We start from the raw sequence: 17,202 nt of genomic DNA, 5'->3' as shown, positions 1-17,202 counted from the left end.
CGGATACTCGACTTTTGTTGTCGCGTCGATCCGCTGTGCTACTCGACGGTGATACCCATCGACCGGGCGGTACCGGCGATGATCTTCGCCGCGGCGTCGATGTCGTTGGCGTTGAGGTCGGCCTTCTTGGTCTCGGCGATCTCGCGCACCTGATCCCAACTCACCTTGGCGACCTTGGTCTTGTGCGGCTCACCCGAACCCTTGGGCACACCGGCGGCCTTGAGCAGCAGCCTGGCGGCGGGCGGGGTCTTGAGGGCGAACGTGAAGCTGCGGTCCTCGTAGACAGTGATCTCCACGGGGATGACGTTGCCGCGCTGCGACTCAGTCGCGGCGTTGTACGCCTTGCAGAACTCCATGATGTTGACGCCGTGCTGGCCAAGCGCAGGACCAACCGGCGGGGCAGGGTTGGCCTGCCCGGCCTGGATCTGCAGCTTGATGAGCCCGGCGACCTTCTTCTTCGGGGCCATGCTGTGGTGTTCCTTACTCGCTTATCCGAGGGCGCGTACCGCGCCCGCTGTTCTAGCCGTTACCGACTAAATCTTGGCGACCTGGGTGAAGGTCAGTTCGACAGGTGTTTCGCGGCCGAAGATGGACACCAACACCTTGAGCTTCTGCTGTTCGGCGTTGACCTCGCTGATCGAGGCGGGCAACGTCGCGAACGGACCGTCCATGACGGTGACGGACTCGCCGACCTCGAAATCGACCAGGATTTCCGGACGCTCCAGCGTGGCCTCGGTCGAGGCAGCCGCAGCAGCGGCGGGCGCCTTGCCCGCGGCGGCCTTCTTGGCTGCGCCCTGCGGCAGCAGGAACTTCACCACGTCATCGAGCGCCAGCGGCGACGGCCGAGAGGTGGCGCCGACGAAGCCCGTCACACCCGGGGTGTTGCGCACTGCGCCCCACGACTCGTCGTTGAGCTCCATGCGCACCAGGATGTAACCGGGCAGCACCTTGCGGTTGACCTGCTTACGCTGGCCGTTCTTGATCTCGGTGACCTCTTCGATGGGCACCTCGACCTGGAAGATGTAGTCGCCGACATCGAGGTTCTGCACGCGGGTTTCGAGGTTGGCCTTCACCTTGTTCTCGTAACCGGCGTAAGAGTGGATCACATACCAGTCGCCGGGCTTCAGCCGCAGCTCCTTCTTGAGCGCGACGGCCGGGTCAACGTCTTCTCCGTCGGCAGGAGCTTCCGCGGCCTCGGCAGCGGGCGCCTCAGCGTCGTCAACAGGCGCCTCAGCGTCGTCAACAGGCGCCTCAGTGTCGTCAACAGGCGCCTCAGTGTCGTCCTCGTCGCCGGCAGTGTCCTCACCGGCGGTCTCTTCCTCTTCGACCGCTTCGTCGACTTCGACCGCTTCGTCGACGGTCTCCGCCACGACAGCTTCTCCGCCGTCTTCGACACTGACGGTCTCGTCGGCGAGTGTCTGCTCATCGCCGTCGAACGTGGTCACGTTGTCAGTCCTCTCTCAAAACTCAGGTCAGGTGCCGAAAACCAGCGACACCAGCCGCGCCAGGCCCAGGTCCACACCTGAAATCAGCGCGACCATGAACACCAGGAAGACCAGCACCACGGACGTGTAGCTGACCATCTGCTTGCGGTTGGGCCAGATCACCTTCCGAAGTTCGGCAACAACCTGCTTGAGGTAGTTGACGACGAACATGATCGGATTGCGTGACGGCCCGCCGGCAGCCTTCTTGGCCTTCTTGGTCTTGCCGGAGCCGTTCTTGGCGGCATCCTTCGACTCGGCGGTGTCTTCACCGCTGTCGGTCTCGTCGTCCTCGGCCTCGCTGGGCACTCCACGGCGGGACCGCTTACCGGTCGGGCGCAGCGGCCGGGTCACGACCGCGGTCCGACTGTGGTTGCCGGAGCCATCGGCGTCGGTCTCAGTGTCGTCTGCGGAGCCGACACCTTCGCGCTCGTCGCTCACCGCATGCCTTTCATCCAGGTTGTGTGGTCACCTTCCAGTGTCCACACCTTGTCGAATATTCAATTGAGCAGGGGCGACAGGACTTGAACCTGCAACCTGCGGTTTTGGAGACCGCTGCTCTGCCAGTTGAGCTACGCCCCTTCGGCGATGACAAGATTTGACCCCGCCATCACGTCCTCTGTCCGGGGCTTACACAATTCGCGCGCTCCCCGTTCGCTCGATAAAGCCGACGGACAGCGCGCTGAAATGGGAAAAACCCCGAGAGCCGAGTGTACCCCGGTGTGGGTATCAACGACTAATCGCGCCGGCGGCCCACCTACTCCCCGGCCGCCTTGCGGATGACCTGGCCGGATTCCGGATCCCACTTGACCTGGATGGAGTGGTCGCCCTCGTGGCCCATCATCGTGGTGTAGGCCTCCAGCACGACCTCCCCATCGTCGTCGGTGCAGACGTTGTGGGTGACGACGATGTCGGCGCCGAACCGCTCCTCGACCGAAGTGATCTCCATGACGGCGTGCAGTTGGTCGCCGGCTTTGAGCGGCCTGCGGTAGACGAACTTCTGGTCCACCTGGACGATCTGCATGGTCTGCATACCGACATCGACATGCTTGAAGAAATGCTGCTGGACCAACAAGGCCAGGGTGGAGGCGAAGGTCAGCGGGGCAATCAGAGCATCGTGGCCGAGCTCGGTGGCCGCCGCCTCGTCATGACTCGCCGGGTCGAACGCCTTGACCGCCTTGGCGTACTGGCGGATCTGCTCACGGCCGATCAGGAATGGGTCCGGGTACTTCCAGACCATGCCGCGGATATCTGTCTTGAGAGCCATGCCTCGGAATCCCCTAAGCCAGTTGTGCCGTTGCGACAGCCCGGCCGAAGATCTTCTTTCCGCCCGCGGTGGCCGAGATGGCGATGGTGACGAGCTTTTCCTCGGGATCGACGGACTTGATCCGGCCGTTGAAGACAATCTCCGCACCCACGCCGTCATTGGGCACCGGCACCACCGCGGTGAACCGCACGTTGTACTCCTTCACCGCGGCCGGATCGCCGACCCAGGAGGTGACGTAGCCGCCGCCGAGGCCCATGGTGAGCATGCCGTGTGCGATCGCGGTGTCGAGGCCGACCTGCTTGGCGATCTCGTCGTCCCAGTGGATCGGATTCAGGTCACCGGAAACACCCGCGTAGTTGACCAGGTCGCCACGGGTCAAGGGAATGATCTTCTCCGGAAGCGTGTCCCCCACCTTGACCGAACTGAACTCACGCAGCGCCATCAGAAAAGCCCTCTCCATCTTCGCCCGTACGACCCGCAAGGGCCGTGTAAGTCTCCTGCACAACGTCACCGGCATCGTCGGTGATGATGGTCTTGAACACGATGAGATCGGTGCCGTGTGCCTGGCGAACAGAATCCACGTACACGTCCGCGTACAGCTTGTCGCCCGCGAAAATCGGCTTGACGAACTTCAGGGCCTGGTCGACCTGGACGATCTGAGCGTCCTCGACACCGATGTTGGCGTCGTGCAAGAACGCCAACTGCGCCTGGTAGCCGAAAATGCAGATGAAGGTCAGGGCCGCAGGTAGCGCGCTGTGACCAAGTTCGGCCGCGACGTTCTCGTCGCGGTAAAAGGCATCGTCGTTCTTGACGGCGAGAGCGTGCTCACGAATCTTCTCGCGCCCGACCTCGTAGTGCTCGGGATAGCGAAAGTGCTTCCCAACGAGCTTCGACGACAGAGCCACGGGCCTTGCCTTGGTTTACCGCGACTCTTTGTGCGGCTGGTGGTGTCCGCAGTTCGGGCAGAACTTCTTGACCTCGAGACGATCGGGATCGTTGCGGCGGTTCTTCTTGGTGATGTAGTTGCGGTGCTTGCACACCTCGCAGGCCAAAGTGATCTTCGGCCGAACGTCCGTACTCGACGCCACGTCAGCTGCCCTCTTTCACGTCTAACTTGTCCCTGTAGCGGTGGGGGGGCTCGATCCCCCGACCTCACGATTATGAGTCGTGCGCTCTAACCAGCTGAGCTACACCGCCCCGATAGGCACGGGCATCGCTCCGCGACCACCGAGCCCCCTAACGGAATCGAACCGTTGACCTTTTCCTTACCATGGAAACGCTCTACCGACTGAGCTAAGGGGGCCTATCTGCTGCGGCCCGCGGCGGTAAGCCGTGGGCCTTAAAGAGGGTACAGCCTACCCGGCAACCGCACCAAACCGCAGGTCAGAGCGGCTGCCGGGAGGCATTTTGCCATTCCGGTTCAGTCCAGCAGCCAATCGTTGGGCGCGAACAGCTCGCAGTGCACCCGTTCCAGCGGGATTCCGCGGTCACCCAGTTGGGCACGTACGGCCGCGACGAAGCCCGTGCCACCACACAGGTAGATCTCCGCGTCGACCGGCAGCTCGATGCCCGCCAGGCTCAGCAGGCCGGGATGCACGCCCGGCGTGCCCGCCGTGACGCCGTCCTCGTACCAGACGTCGAGGGTGGAGTTCGGCAGTGCGGCGACGAGTTCGTGCTGGCGTTCCCGCAGGGGATGGCTGGTGTCACTGCGGTCGGCATGCAGCACCCGCACGTGCTTGTCCGGCCGCGAGGCGACGAGGTGCTCCAGGATGCCGATCATCGGCGTGATGCCGATGCCCGCCGACACCAGGACCAGCGCCTTGCCCTCGCTTCCGGACGCATGTAGGTCGCCGAACGGCACGGTGACATCGAGCAGGTCGCCGACGCACAGGTTGGCGCGGATCCAGTTCGACACCTCGCCTGCGGGCTGGGTGGAGATCGCGTCCACAGGCTTGACGGCAAATGTCAGATCGGTCGTCCCGGCGTCGTTGACGAGGCTGTACTGACGCAACTGGCGTGCCCCGTCGGGCAGGGTGACACCCACCGAAACATATTGTCCGGGCATGAAGTTCATCGATTCGGCGGAGCGGACGGTGACGAGCACGGCACCTGACGGGTCGTCGATGCGGGAGATCACCGGCATCCGGCGGAACACCTCACCGACCTCGACACCGGCGTCGGCGTACAGCCCGCGCTCCAACTCGATCAGGGTGTCGGCCATGATCCAATAGACGCGGTCCCAGGCCGCCGCCACCTCGGGTGTCACAGTATCGGCGCCCAGCACCTCCACGATGGCCGCGAACAGGTTCTCGTGAACGATCGGATACTGCTCGGGGGTGACGCCCAGCGAGGCGTGCTTGTGCCCGATTCGCGACAGCAGGTCCGCCGGATGCGGCAGCGCCGGGTCGACCAGATGGGCGGCGAAGGTCGCGATCGATGCCGCCAGCGCGCGCTGCTGGGATCCCTGCGCCTGATTGCCGCGGTTGAACAGGTTGCGCAACAACGCCGGGTGGTTGCCGAAGAGCCGACGGTAGAACTCCTTGGTGATCTCGTCGATGTTTGCACCGATCAAGGGCAGCGTTGCCTTGACGATGTCGGCGTGGTGCGGCTCGAGCTCGACGCGTACGGCCGAGGGCTCGGGCGTGGTGACGGTCATCATTGGGTCCTTTCTCCGGTGAGTTGCAGAACAATCGGAAGGTCGATGCCTCCCGACAGATCGGTGACCGTATGGCGGTCAAGTTCGCGGTAGAACGCCTCTTTGGCGTCGGCCAACGCGCGGCGCAGCCGGCATGCCGCGATCAATGGGCACGGGTTGTCGCCTCGGCATTCGATGACCTCGCGGTCGTCTTCGAGTTCGCGCACCAGAGCGCCGATCGACGCGGTTCGCCCGGCGTCAGTGAGGACCAGTCCCCCGACTCGTCCACGTCGGGCGTGGACCATGCCGAGCTCGGCCAGCCGCGATACGGCTTTGGCGACGTGGTGTTCGGAGGCGTTGACACTCACCGCGATGGTGCGCGTGGTGACCCGGTGGCCGGTCGACTCAGCCGACGCCAGCAGCATCAACGCACGCAGGCCTAGGTCGGTGAACCGGGTCAGGTGCATGCCTGCACGCTATAAATTCGGCATTCGGGATGCGAATTTTGGCGCTGTGCCGTTAAACACGGCGTGAAGTGCGGTTTTTTGACCTGCAATGATGGGCTGATGGCCAACTCGACGCCCCAGGACCGCCTTTATTTCAAGCAACTGCTGTCCGGCCGCGACTTCGCCGCGGACGACATGATCGCTCAGCAGATGCGCAACTTCGCCTATCTGATCGGTGACCGCGAGACCGGCGAGGCCGTGGTGGTCGATCCGGCGTATGCCGCGGGTGACCTGGTCGACGCGTTGGAGGCGGACGGCATGCGATTGTCAGGCGTGCTGGTTACCCACCATCATCCCGATCACGTCGGCGGTTCGATGATGGGCTTCGAACTCAAGGGGTTGGCCGAGCTGCTGGACCAGACCGAGGTCCCCGTACACGTCAACACCCATGAGGCCGAATGGGTTTCGCGCGTCACCGGGATCCCGCTCAGCAGCCTGACCCGGCACCGGCATGGCGACAAGGTCAACGTCGGCGCCATCGACATCGAGTTGCTCCACACGCCCGGTCACACACCCGGTAGCCAGTGCTTCCTGCTCGACGATCGGCTGGTGGCCGGCGACACGCTGTTCCTGGAGGGCTGTGGCCGTACCGACTTTCCTGGCGGCAACGTCGACGACATGTTTCGTAGCCTGCAGGCGCTCGCGCAGCTGCCCGGCGACCCGACGGTGTTCCCCGGCCACTGGTACTCGGCCGAACCCAGCGCGCCGCTCGCCGATGTCAAGCGCAGCAACTACGTATACCGGGCTTCCGACCTGCAGCAGTGGCGGATGTCGATGGGTGGCTGACAGCCGCGCCGATATCCTCCACGACACCGATCTGACCGGCCGCACGACTGGAGACGAACGAATCCCCCTGCATGTCAGGGTATCCGCGACGGACTTCCTTGACCATCCAGTTGCACAGTCAAGAAACCGTATGAACGGGCAATTAGAGTAGCGCGATACTCAGGACAGGGTTTTGCAATCCCGGCAAACTGGGTGAGGAGTTTTCCTCGTCCGTCCAGTCGGGGGTCGTCGTGAAGAACATAGTGCTGTGCTTCGACCACACAGATCAGCGTCCCGGTCCACGCGACGCGACCAATACCGAGGCGTTGTTCAGGTTGCTGGACATCGACCACGACCAGCTCGGCTGGTACCACTCGGGTGCGACGTCGGTGCGCGCAACGAGGTTCCCCCGGCGCCGCCGCGGCGCGGCGGTGGCCGACGCCCGTGACGCGCTTCTGGAGGCCTACCGATTCCTCGGCGACTGCTGGGAACCCGGCGACGCCATCTATCTGTTCGGCGGAGCCGACGGCGGCGACCGGGCGCGTGAATTGGCGGCCTTACTGGGGTCCGTCGGCTTGCTGCCCGAGCGTTCCGACGATCTGGTCACCTATGCGCTGGCCACTTACGCGCTGCCTCGCACGGCGCGCACCCGGCAGGATTGGGAGCACGTCAACCGGCTGGCCGCCGAACTGATCGGGGACTCCGAAAGCACGGTCCCCGTACGGTTTTTGGGACTGTGGGATGCCGTCCGCACACCTGGGGCGAGGCACCGGACCGGGCCGCTGACCAACGTCAAAACCGGTAGGCACGCCATGGCTATCGACGCACTACGACCGGCGGCCGCCGGTGACCACGGCGCGATGGACGAGGTGTGGTTTCGGGGCGGGCACTGCGACATCGCCGGCGGCACCGGCGCGTGCTGGGCGCTGGCCGAGATTGCGATGGACTGGATACTCTCCGGCGCTGCCGAAGCCGGGCTACGAGTATCCGAACGGCTCTCCAGCCCCAACGAACTGGACGCGCTCGCCGGTACCGCTCCGGCATTCGGCATCGTGCACCCGCAGTTGGACGCACCAGTGCACGCCAGTGTCGAGCTTTATCTGCGCGCCCACCCGCATTACTGGCGGCGCCTGCCTGCCCGCATCGAATGGGCCGATTCCGATTGGCTGGCCCGTGGCGAACGGCTGATGTCCGCACCCGCCCAGGCCGAGCCGGTGGTGCCCGAAGTACTCGCCGCGGCCGCATCCTGACATTTGGCCCGCTCGGGCGGCACAAAGCCTCATCAAGGCCGCCCGTACGATCGGTGCGATGAGCAGCCTGGTGAGCTACCAGCTCGATGAGTCCATCGCGACCGTGACGCTGGACGACGGCAAGGTCAATGCGCTCTCGCCGGCCATGCAGGACGAGATCAACGCGGCACTCGACCGCACCGTGGAGGACGGTGCCAAGGCCGTCGTGCTGGCCGGCAACGCGAAGGTGTTCAGCGGCGGCTTCGACCTAAGTGTGTTCGCATCGGGCGACGCTCAGGCGACTCTGGCCATGCTGGCCGGCGGTTTCGAGCTGGCCCTGCGCTGCCTGACCTTCCCGGTCCCGGTCATCATGGCCGCGACCGGACCAGCCATCGCGATGGGTTCTTTCCTTTTGCTGTCCGCCGATCACCGGGTGGGCTCGCCGAGATCGCGCTGTCAGGCCAACGAGGTGGCGATCGGTATGACGCTGCCGATCGCTGCGATCGAGATCATGCGGATGCGTTTGACGCATGCGGCGTTCCAGCGCGCCATCTCGATGGCTGCGACGTTCGCCGGCGACACCGCAATCGCGGCCGGCTGGCTCGATGAGATCGTTGAATCCGATGCGGTGCTGGCCCGTGCCCAGCAGGTGGCCGCCGAAGCGGCAGTCACCCTGAACGCCGGCGCACACGTGGGCAGCAAGCTCAAGGCCCGCGCCGCCGCGATTCTCGCGATCCGCTCGGGAATCGACGGGTTGCCAACGGAATTCGCGGGGTAGATGCTCGGCTCATCATCCCTGCGCAGGACTGTCGGTGGCGCGCCATAAGGTAGGGGGCGATGGCACTGCACCTGCACCGGGCTGAGCGCACGGATCTGCTCGCCGACGGGCTGGGTGCCCTGTTGGCTGATCCTCTGCCCGATCCGTTCGCCGAAGAACTGGTGCTGGTCCCGGCCAAGGGCGTGGAGCGGTGGCTCAGCCAGCGGTTGTCCAACCGGCTCGGTGTCTGCGCCGCCGTGCAGTTCCGTAATCCACGGTCGCTGATCGCCGAGGTCACCGGGACACAGGATGACGATCCGTGGTCGCCTGAGGCGATGGTGTGGCCATTGCTGGCCGTCATCGATGACAACCTGGAAGCTCCGTGGTGCACGACGCTGGCTACCCACCTGGGCCGGTTCGAGGACGGCGAGGAACGCGAGCTGCGGCAGGGCCGTCGCTATGCGGTGGCCCGACGGCTCGCCGGGATCTTCGCGTCGTACGCTCGGCAACGCCCGCAACTGCTGGTCGACTGGGCGGGTATCCCGGACGACCTCTCCTGGCAGCGGCCGCTGTGGGAGGCACTCACCAACCGCGTCGATGCCGACCTACCCCATATCCGGCATGCGAAAACCCTTGCCCGGCTTCGAGAATCCCCCAGCGAGCTGCCCGATCGGCTGTCCCTGTTCGGCCACACCCGGCTGCCGGTGACCGAGATCGAGTTGCTCGCCGCGTTGGCCACCCACCACGACCTGCACCTGTGGCTGCCGCATCCCAGTGACCGGCTGTGGCAGGCGCTGGCCGCCGACAAGGGCGCCGTGCCGCGGCGCACGGACACCAGCCACCGTGCGGTCGCGCACCCGTTGTCGGCCACACTGGGCCGCGATCTGCGTGAGCTGCAGCGTTTACTTCCGGCCCCCGCGACCGATGAATACCTCGGCGCGCCAGGCTATCCCAACACACTACTGGGCTGGCTGCAGTCCGACATCTCCGCTGATGCCGTGCGCCCGCAGGGCCGGGTGCACCGTCGCGAGGACCGGTCGGTGCAGGTGCACAGCTGCCACGGTCCAGCCCGGCAGATCGACGTGCTGCGTGAGGTGCTACTGGGTCTGCTGGCCGACGATCCGACGCTCGAGCCGCGCGACATCCTCGTGATGTGCCCCGACATCGAGACGTACGCGCCGTTGATCAGCGCGGGGTTCGGGCTCGGCGACGTGGTGCACGGCGCCCACCCCGCGCACCGGCTGCGGGTCCGGCTCGCCGACCGTGCTTTGGTGCAGACGAATCCGCTGTTGTCGGTGGCGGCGCGACTGCTGACGCTGGCCGGTGGCCGGGCCGGTGCGAGCGAGGTGCTCAACCTGGCCGAGTCGGCTCCGGTGCGGGCCCGGTTCTGTTTCACCGACGACGATCTGGACGCGATCACGGCGTGGGTGCGGGAAGCCAACATCCGCTGGGGCTTCGATCAGGAGCACCGTCGGCCCTATGGCGTCGACTTCCTGCACAACACCTGGCGGTTCGGTATCGACCGGGTGTTGGCCGGCGTGGCGATGTCCGACGATTCCCATGCGTGGCTGGGCACGACGCTGCCGCTCGACGACGTCAGCAGCAACCGGGTGGAGCTCGCGGGCCGCTTCGCCGACTTCGTCGAGAAGCTGCACAATGCGGTGCGCGGGCTCAGCGGCACCAAGACGCTGGCAGAGTGGCTGGCCGAACTGGGCGCCGATATCGACGCGCTCGCATTGGACGACGAGGACTGGCCCCGTGCGCAGGTGCAGCGCGAGTTCGACGACATCCTCGCGACCGCCGAGACCGCAACGATGTTGCGCCTGCCGGATATTCGCGCGCTGCTGCAACGGCATCTGGCCGGGCGGCCCACGCGCGCCAACTTCCGTACCGGCACGCTGACGGTGTGCACCATGGTGCCGATGCGCTCGGTGCCGCATCGGGTGGTGTGCCTGGTCGGTTTGGACGACGGGGTGTTCCCGCGGCTGGGCGCGATCGATGGCGACGATGCGCTGGCCCGCGACCCGGTGACCGGCGAGCGCGACATCCGTTCGGAGGACCGCCAGTTGCTGCTCGACGCGATCGGCGCGGCCACCGAAACGCTCGTCGTCACCTACACCGGCGCCAACGAGTACTCCGGGCAACCCCGCCCACCGGCGGTGCCACTGGCCGAGTTGCTCGACACCCTCGACATCACCGCCGAGCAGCCAGTGCGGGTTGTGACCCATCATCCGTTGCAGCCGTTCGATATTCGCAACGTCATCCCGGGGGCTTTGGTGCCCGGCGAACCGTTCACGTTCGACCCGACGGCGCTCACAGCCGCGCAGGCCAACAGCGGTCAGCACGCCGAGCGTCCGCCGTTCTTCGCCGAACCGTTGCCGCCGCCACCGCCCGACGATGTGGTGCTGGCCGATCTGGTCGGCTTCTTCAACGATCCGGTCAAGGGATTCTTCCGGGCCCTGGACTACACCCTGCCGTGGGAGGTCGACGGTGTGTCGGACGTCATGCCCGTCGACATCGGCGCGTTGGAGGAGTGGACAGTCGGCGACCGCATGTTGCACGACATGCTGCGCGGCATGGAACCGGCCGATGCCCAACAGGCCGAGTGGCGGCGCGGCACCCTGCCGCCCGGGCAGCTCGGCTGGCGCACGGCCGGTGCGATCCGCGAGCAGTGCACCGCGCTGGCCGCCGAAGCGCAGCATCACCGCGGCGTGGAATCCCAGGCCTACGACGTGGACATCGATCTGGGCGGCGGGCGGCGGCTCACCGGCACCGTGTCTCCGGTGTTCGGCGACCGTTTGGTCTCGGTGACCTACTCGAAGCTCGACGGCAAGCACCTGCTGCAGTCGTGGATTCCGTTGCTGGCGTTGGCCGCTCAGTACCCCGCCCGGGATTTCTCGGCGGTGTGCATCGGCCGTCCGAAACGCGGCACCACACCCCGCGCCGAGGGGCTTGGCACTCCCGTCAACCCGGTCGAGCTGCTGGTCGACCTGGTGCGGATCTACGACGCGGGCCGCCGGGAACCGCTGCCGCTGCCGGTGAAGACGTCCTATGCCTGGGCCGTGGCGCGGCACACCGGCGACGATCCGGAACGGGCCGCCGGATACCGTTGGCGCAGCGGCAATTATCCCGGCGAGGACCAGCAGCCCGCGCACGTACAGGCCTGGGGTCGCGACGCCTGGTTGCGGGATCTGATGCAACCGCTGCGTCCCGGCGAGGAGGTCGCAGGCGAAAGCCACCGGCTCGGCGCCTACGCCGCCCGACTGTGGTTACCCATGCTGCGGGCCGAAAGGTCAACACGGTGAAGGTTTTCGACCTGCTCGGGCCGCTGCCGAGCCGCAACACCACCACGGTGCTGGAGGCCAGTGCCGGGACCGGTAAGACGTTCGCGCTGGCCGGTCTGGTCACCCGGTTCGTCGCCGAGGGCGCCGCGACGCTGGACCAGATGCTGCTCATCACATTCGGTCGGGCCGCCAGCCAGGAGCTTCGGGAGCGGGTCCGCGATCAGATGGTGTGCGCCCTGGCCGCATTCGACGACCCGGCTCTGGCCCGCAACGATCTGGAGACCTACCTGATCGCCGAGGATCAAGACGCCCGCCGACAGCGGTTGCGCGACGCACTCGCCGGATTCGACGGCGCGACCATCGCCACCACCCACCAGTTCTGCCAGATCGTGTTGAAATCCCTTGGTGTGGCCGGAGACAGCGATTCCGGAGTGACTCTGGTCGAGAGTCTTGACAACCTGGTCACCGAGATCGTCGACGACTTGTACCTGTCCCGGTTCGGCACGCAACGCGACCATCCGGTGCTCGACTACGCCGCAGCACTGCGGCTCGCCCGCACCGTGGTGGCCAATCCCGCCACCGAGCTGCGGCCTGCCGATCCCGACCCCGATTCGCCCGCCGCGGTGCGGCTGAGCTTCGCCCGGGATGTGCTGGCCGAGTTGGAGATCCGTAAGCGGCGCCGTGGTGTGCTGGGCTACGACGATCTGCTGACCCGGCTGGCGGACGCGCTGACTCCTCGTCCTCCTCGCGTGCGGGGCGAACCAGACGACTCACCCGCCCGCATGCGCATGCATCAGCGCTGGCCGGTCGTGATGGTCGACGAATTCCAGGACACCGACCCGGTCCAGTGGCAGGTGATCGAGCGAGCCTTCTCCGGGCACTCCACGCTGATCCTGATCGGCGACCCGAAGCAGGCCATCTACGCGTTCCGCGGCGGAGACATCGACACGTATCTGCGGGCCGCCGCGACCGCCGGGGACAAGCAGACGCTGGGCACGAACTGGCGCAGCGACAGCGCCCTGGTGGACCGGCTGCAGGTGGTGCTGCGCGGCGCTCAGCTCGGCGGGTCCGACATCGTCGTGCACGATGTGCAGGCTCACCACCAGGGCCACCGGCTGACCGGCGCGCCGCACAACGATCCGTTCCGGCTTCGGGTGGTGACCCGAAAAGGCAATGACTCCAAGACTATTCCGATCGATCGGCTGCGCACCCACATCGGCCGGGATCTGGCCGCTGACATCGGCTCCCTGCTGGCCGGCGGTGCGAGCTTCAACGGCCGGCCGGTCCAGGCCCGCGACATCGCGGTGATCACCGAGACCCACAAGGATGCCAGGGCCTGCCACAGTGCGCTGCTTGCGGCAGGCATCCCCGCGGTCTACACCGGGGATTCCGACGTGTTCAGCTCGGAGGCCGCCGAGGACTGGCTGTACCTGCTGGAGGCGTTCGACCAGCCGCACCGCACCGGTTTGGTGCGCGCTGCGGCTGCCACCGTGTTCTTCGGTGAGACCGCGGAATCCCTTGCCGCGGGCGGGGATGCGCTGACCGACCGGGTCGCCGACACCCTGCGCACCTGGACCGGGCACGCGCGTGAGCGCGGTGTCGCGGCGATCTTCGAGGCCGCCCAGCTCGCGGGGATGGGCCGGCGCGTGCTGTCCTGGGAAGGCGGCGAGCGGTTGATGACCGATCTGGCCCACATGACCCAGCTGCTGGCCGACACCGCTCACCGGGAAGGGTTCGGGCTGTCCGCGCTGCGGGACTGGCTGCGCACTCAACGCTCCGAGGCCGGCGGAGAGACCGAACGCAACCGCCGCCTGGACAGCGACGCCGCGGCCGTGCAGATCATGACGGTGTGGGTCAGCAAGGGCCTGCAGTATCCGATCGTGTATCTGCCGTTCACGTTCAATCGCTATGTACCCGAACCGGATCTGATTCTCTTCCATGACGACGGCGTGCGGTGCCTGCACATCGGGGGGGATGATTTGTCCTCCTCGCGTGCGGGCGATCCGGCCGTGGCTCGGGCCGGCCGCGCCGAGGCCGCCGCCGACGACAGCCGGCTGACCTACGTGGCGATGACGCGGGCCCAGTCCCAGGTGGTGGCCTGGTGGGCGCCGTCGCGCGACGAACCCAACGGCGGATTGTCACGACTGCTGCGGGGCCGCAGGCCGGGTGAGTCCACGGTGCCGGACAAGTGCGTGCCCGCCAAGATCGGCGACGCCGAAGCGATGGACCGACTGCGAGCCTGGGCAGACGCTGGTGGCCCGGTGATCGAGGAGTCCGTCATCGAGGGGTTCACACCCGTTCTTGCGCTTGCGCCGCCCGACCATCTGGCCACCCGGCACTTCCACCGCGCCATCGACACCTCGTGGCGCCGCACGTCGTATTCGGGTTTGCTTCGCGCAGCCGATGATTCGGGCGTCACGAGCGAGCCCGAGGTCACCGAACTCGACGACGAGGTCGACGTCGTCGACGAAGTCCCGGTGGTTCCCGCCACCACGGGCAGCGATGTCCCGTCACCCATGGCGCAGCTGCCCACCGGTGCGGCGTTCGGGTCACTGGTGCACGCAGTGCTGGAGACCGCCGATCCATTCGCCGCCGATCTCGGTGCCGAATTGGCCGCCCAGATCCGCGCACATGCGGCGCGCTGGCCCGTCGAGGTCACGGTCGACGACTTGGCAACCGCACTGGTACCTATGCACGACACTCCCCTTGGCCCACTCGCCCCCGGGGTGACGCTACGCCAGATCGGACTGCGAGACCGGTTGCGGGAGTTGGATTTCGAATTTCCTATGGCCGGTGGCGATCTGCGGTCCGGCGAGTTCGCCCGGCTCGCCGACGTCGGCGCGCTGCTGAGCACGCATCTGCCGGCCGACGATCCTATGGCGCGCTACTCCGAGCGGTTGTCGAGCGGAGCACTTGGTAACCAGCCACTGCGCGGATACCTGTCCGGCTCGATCGATGCGGTGCTGCGCATCGGATCCCGTTTCGTGGTGGTCGATTACAAGACCAACTGGCTGGGCACCGGCGATGCCGAGCTGACCGCCGCCGACTACACCCGCGACCGGATGGCCGAGGCCATGCTGCATTCCGACTATCCACTGCAGGCCCTGCTGTACAGCGTTGTGCTGCACAGGTTCCTGAGCTGGCGACTACCCGGCTACGATCCGGCGACACACCTAGGCGGGGTGCTGTACCTATTCGTCCGCGGCATGTGCGGGGCAGCTACGCCCGTCGTCGACGGTCATCCCGCCGGTGTGTTCAGCTGGGAGCCGCCCGCCGAGCTGGTGGTCGCCGTGTCGGAGCTGCTCGATGCTTGATCATTTCGCCGAGATTCTCGAACCTGCGGATGTGCAGGTGGCTCGACGACTCACCGCGCTGGGAGGTGAAACCGACGGATCGGTGACGCTTGCCGTGGCACTGGCGGTGCGGGCGCTGCGCGCCGGGTCGGTGTGCGTGGATCTGCGGTCGGTCGCCACTCAGGTCGATCGGCCGGATCTGCCGTGGCCAGAACCGGATGCCTGGCTGGCTGCGGTGGGCGCCAGTCCCCTGCTCGGTGCCGGGCCGGTGCTGCGGTTGTTCGACGACCAGCTGTATCTCGACAGGTACTGGCGCGAAGAGCAACAGGTGCGCGACGACGTGCTGACGCTCGTCGGCACCCGGCCATTGGGGGCAGCCCCTGACGTATCGCGGTTGTTCCCCACCGGGTTCGCCGAGCAGCAGGCCGCGGCGGAAGTCGCGCTGTCGCACGGGCTGACGGTGTTGACCGGCGGCCCGGGCACCGGCAAGACCACCACGGTGGCACGGCTGCTGGCTCTGTTGGCCGAACAGGCGGCTTTGACGGGCGGTCGGTCATTGCGCATCGCGCTGGCCGCGCCGACGGGCAAGGCTGCGGCGCGGTTGCAGGAAGCAGTGCAATTGGAGGTTGACCAGCTCGACGTGGTCGACCAGAGGCGACTGACCGGGTTGCAGGCCACCACCCTGCACCGGCTGCTCGGCGCGCGGCCGGACACCTCGTCGCGGTTCCGCCACCATCGGGGAAACCGGTTGCCGCACGACGTGATCGTGGTCGACGAGACGTCGATGGTGTCGCTGACCATGATGGCCCGGCTGCTGGAGGCGGTGCGACCGCAGACCCGGCTGCTGTTGGTCGGCGATCCCGACCAGCTGGCCTCGGTCGAGGCCGGTGCAGTGCTCGCCGATCTGGTCGACGGGTTGGGGTCACGGGGAGTGGCGGCATTGCGGACGTCGCACCGGTTCGGCAAGTCGATCGGTGCGCTGGCCACCGCCATCCGGGTCGGTGACGCCGACGCGGCGCTGCAGGTGCTGGCCGCCGGAGGCGAAAACATCGAATGGGTGACCACCGACATCACCGAGCGGTTGCGGGATGTGGTTGTGCCGCATGCACTTCAGCTGCGGCAGGCGGCGATCCTGGGTGATGCCAAGGCAGCTCTGAAAACTCTCGATGAGCATCGCCTGCTGTGCGCGCATCGGCGGGGGCCGGCCGGCGTCATGCATTGGAACCGCCAGGTGCAGCGGTGGTTGACCGACTCGACTGGCGAGCCATTGTGGACCTCGTGGTACGTCGGGCGGCCAATCTTGGTGACGGCCAACGATTATGGCCTCAAGCTGTACAACGGCGACACCGGCGTCACGGTCGCCACGCCCGACGGCTTGCGGGTCGCGGTGGGCGGCAACGGATCGTTCGCGACCGGTCGGCTCACCGAGGTGGAGACCATGCACGCCATGACGATCCACAAAGCCCAAGGCAGTCAAGCCGACGAGGTGACCGTCCTGTTGCCGGACATCGAGTCACGGCTGCTGACGCGGGAGCTCTTCTACACCGCGGTCACCCGAGCCAAGACGCGTGTCCGCGTCGTCGGCTCCGAAGCGGAAGTACGCGCAGCTATCACCCGGCAAGCGGTGCGCGCGACCGGCCTGCGGAAGCGACTCAGAACCTAAACGGCCCGCCCGGCGAAAAATGCGCCGGAAATGAGACCGATGGTGATGGCCAATGTGGGCAAACCCATCACGACCGCTACGACAACGGCTGCGATTGCGACGAGGCCCAGCACCAGCAGCAGACCGCCAATGAATGCTCCGACCATGACCGCCCCTTCTGTGATAATAATCACACTGTATCTCCGTAGTGAGGTAGACCACATCGCGGTGGCGCGTCGATTTGGTTAACAGTTTTGCGGGGATTCGTATAGCAGAGCTTGGTGAATCCATTCAGAATCGACGGCGATCCACGGCGTCTGGATCGAATCCGACACACGCGAGT

The 17,202-nt window shown here is 66.5% G+C and carries 16 protein-coding genes and 3 tRNA genes; 6 read left to right on the top strand and 13 right to left on the bottom strand.

Going from position 1 to position 17,202, the window contains the following annotated elements:
• Nucleotides 1–38: 38 nt before the first annotated feature.
• From rplK to B133_RS0100105, 12 genes are all read right to left on the bottom strand, one after another.
• Complete coding sequence (gene rplK, locus B133_RS0100160) at nucleotides 39–467, bottom strand: 50S ribosomal protein L11 (RefSeq protein WP_018598681.1); 429 nt, start codon at nucleotides 465–467, stop codon at nucleotides 39–41.
• 66 nt (nucleotides 468–533) lie between these two features.
• A complete protein-coding gene (nusG, locus tag B133_RS0100155; protein ID WP_018598680.1) occupies nucleotides 534–1,445 on the bottom strand; it encodes a transcription termination/antitermination protein NusG in 912 nt (303 codons plus the stop codon).
• 27 nt (nucleotides 1,446–1,472) lie between these two features.
• The gene (secE, locus tag B133_RS0100150; RefSeq protein WP_018598679.1) at nucleotides 1,473–1,922 is read right to left on the bottom strand and encodes a preprotein translocase subunit SecE; all 450 of its coding nucleotides are present in this window, start codon (nucleotides 1,920–1,922) and stop codon (nucleotides 1,473–1,475) included.
• Nucleotides 1,923–1,990: 68 nt separating this feature from the next.
• Nucleotides 1,991–2,063: transfer RNA gene (locus tag B133_RS0100145), tRNA-Trp, on the bottom strand.
• Between the two features lie 175 nt (nucleotides 2,064–2,238).
• Nucleotides 2,239–2,748, bottom strand: a complete 510-nt coding sequence (gene hadC / locus B133_RS0100140) for a (3R)-hydroxyacyl-ACP dehydratase subunit HadC (protein WP_018598678.1) — start codon at nucleotides 2,746–2,748, stop codon at nucleotides 2,239–2,241.
• 13 nt (nucleotides 2,749–2,761) lie between these two features.
• Complete coding sequence (hadB, locus tag B133_RS0100135; RefSeq protein WP_018598677.1) at nucleotides 2,762–3,190, bottom strand: (3R)-hydroxyacyl-ACP dehydratase subunit HadB; 429 nt, start codon at nucleotides 3,188–3,190, stop codon at nucleotides 2,762–2,764.
• Nucleotides 3,177–3,653: a (3R)-hydroxyacyl-ACP dehydratase subunit HadA gene (gene hadA / locus B133_RS0100130; RefSeq protein WP_018598676.1), complete on the bottom strand. Its 477-nt coding sequence runs from the start codon at nucleotides 3,651–3,653 to the stop codon at nucleotides 3,177–3,179. The genes hadB and hadA overlap by 14 nt, the downstream gene beginning before the upstream one ends.
• 15 nt (nucleotides 3,654–3,668) lie before the next feature.
• Nucleotides 3,669–3,836, bottom strand: a complete 168-nt coding sequence (rpmG, locus tag B133_RS0100125) for a 50S ribosomal protein L33 (RefSeq protein WP_018598675.1) — start codon at nucleotides 3,834–3,836, stop codon at nucleotides 3,669–3,671.
• Nucleotides 3,837–3,871: 35 nt separating this feature from the next.
• Nucleotides 3,872–3,945: transfer RNA gene (locus B133_RS0100120), tRNA-Met, on the bottom strand.
• Nucleotides 3,946–3,978: 33 nt separating this feature from the next.
• Nucleotides 3,979–4,051: transfer RNA gene (locus B133_RS0100115), tRNA-Thr, on the bottom strand.
• 117 nt (nucleotides 4,052–4,168) lie between these two features.
• Nucleotides 4,169–5,404 (bottom strand): globin domain-containing protein, encoded by a 1,236-nt coding sequence (locus B133_RS0100110; protein ID WP_018598674.1) that lies wholly within the window; start codon nucleotides 5,402–5,404, stop codon nucleotides 4,169–4,171.
• Nucleotides 5,404–5,850, bottom strand: coding sequence for an Rrf2 family transcriptional regulator (locus tag B133_RS0100105; protein WP_018598673.1), 447 nt, complete (start codon nucleotides 5,848–5,850; stop codon nucleotides 5,404–5,406). The genes B133_RS0100110 and B133_RS0100105 overlap by 1 nt, the downstream gene beginning before the upstream one ends.
• A 99-nt stretch (nucleotides 5,851–5,949) precedes the next feature.
• Between B133_RS0100105 and B133_RS0100100 the strand changes: the two genes are divergently transcribed.
• The 6 genes from B133_RS0100100 (at nucleotide 5,950) to recD (ending at nucleotide 16,880) form a co-directional block, all read left to right on the top strand.
• Entirely contained in the window at nucleotides 5,950–6,675 is a 726-nt protein-coding gene (locus B133_RS0100100) for an MBL fold metallo-hydrolase (protein WP_018598672.1), read from the top strand.
• A 230-nt stretch (nucleotides 6,676–6,905) separates the two neighbouring features.
• The gene (locus tag B133_RS0100095) at nucleotides 6,906–7,904 is read left to right on the top strand and encodes a DUF2235 domain-containing protein (protein WP_018598671.1); all 999 of its coding nucleotides are present in this window, start codon (nucleotides 6,906–6,908) and stop codon (nucleotides 7,902–7,904) included.
• A gap of 58 nt (nucleotides 7,905–7,962) precedes the next feature.
• Nucleotides 7,963–8,661, top strand: coding sequence for a crotonase/enoyl-CoA hydratase family protein (locus B133_RS0100090; RefSeq protein WP_018598670.1), 699 nt, complete (start codon nucleotides 7,963–7,965; stop codon nucleotides 8,659–8,661).
• A 59-nt stretch (nucleotides 8,662–8,720) separates the two neighbouring features.
• Nucleotides 8,721–11,945 carry an exodeoxyribonuclease V subunit gamma gene (gene recC / locus B133_RS0100085; RefSeq protein ID WP_018598669.1) on the top strand — a complete coding sequence of 1,075 codons (3,225 nt, stop codon included), beginning with the start codon at nucleotides 8,721–8,723 and terminating at the stop codon, nucleotides 11,943–11,945.
• Nucleotides 11,942–15,238: an exodeoxyribonuclease V subunit beta gene (recB, locus tag B133_RS0100080; protein ID WP_018598668.1), complete on the top strand. Its 3,297-nt coding sequence runs from the start codon at nucleotides 11,942–11,944 to the stop codon at nucleotides 15,236–15,238. Before recC ends, recB begins: the two co-directional genes overlap by 4 nt.
• Nucleotides 15,231–16,880: an exodeoxyribonuclease V subunit alpha gene (gene recD, locus B133_RS0100075; protein WP_018598667.1), complete on the top strand. Its 1,650-nt coding sequence runs from the start codon at nucleotides 15,231–15,233 to the stop codon at nucleotides 16,878–16,880. The genes recB and recD overlap by 8 nt, the downstream gene beginning before the upstream one ends.
• Here the strand turns inward: recD and B133_RS23975 are convergent.
• The gene (locus B133_RS23975; protein WP_018598666.1) at nucleotides 16,877–17,026 is read right to left on the bottom strand and encodes a hypothetical protein; all 150 of its coding nucleotides are present in this window, start codon (nucleotides 17,024–17,026) and stop codon (nucleotides 16,877–16,879) included. The two genes, recD and B133_RS23975, sit on opposite strands and share 4 nt — an antisense overlap.
• Nucleotides 17,027–17,202: the final 176 nt, after the last annotated feature.

It is taken from the genome of Mycobacterium sp. 155 (assembly GCF_000373905.1).
In the GTDB taxonomy this organism is placed as follows: domain Bacteria; phylum Actinomycetota; class Actinomycetes; order Mycobacteriales; family Mycobacteriaceae; genus Mycobacterium.
Note: the sequence above shows the minus strand (reverse complement) of the source record. Positions and strands in the feature narration are given on the sequence as shown.